We start from the raw sequence: 577 nt of genomic DNA on the forward strand, positions 1-577 counted from the left end.
CGGCGCGGTCGCTTGAGCGTCGTGCAACAAGGCCCTCTTGGCGCTAATGGCCTGCGCCAACGGATCAGCGCTGCTCGCCACGCCTGCCGGGTTTGCAGTAGACGGCGCTGCGCCGATGGTGATCGGGCGGGGTGCAACCTTGGGTGGATCACTGATCCGGCTCGTGAAACGCTTCGAGCGGAAATACTCGATCTTGCGGCCCCTGACGGGCGGAATGCCTCCGCGCATCAGCAGAAGGTCGCCCTTGGGCATCTGCATCAGTTCCTGGGGCATCATCAGCGCGCGGCGCTGGTCTGATTCCGAGATACTACGGTTGGCGAGCAGGCCATGAATCGTCCGGCTCTTTGATTTGACGTTCATTGTGAAAAAGCCGAGCCTCTCGGAGAGCTCGTTGGCGACCTTCAGTTCCTTGGGCGTGAACACGATCTCCAGTCCGCAATTCGCGATGATCTCGTCGGTTACGTCCGCGCCATAGATACCGCGGGGCTGGGACCGGCTCTGGATGACTGGCAACAGGCGAAGCCCGTAGCCTGCAACGTAGGAAAAAGCCGATGCTATGACCGGCGCCTTGCCGAGG

General features: G+C 61.9%; 1 protein-coding gene. It reads right to left on the reverse strand.

Annotated features, from left to right (window positions below; genetic code table 11):
- The coding region (locus AACY45_RS27575) for a type IV secretory system conjugative DNA transfer family protein (RefSeq protein WP_339548627.1) at positions 1 to 577 on the reverse strand (577 nt) is incomplete at both ends.

The organism is Pseudomonas sp. RA_35y_Pfl2_P32, assembly GCF_963970735.1.
In the GTDB taxonomy this organism is placed as follows: Bacteria; Pseudomonadota; Gammaproteobacteria; order Pseudomonadales; family Pseudomonadaceae; genus Aquipseudomonas.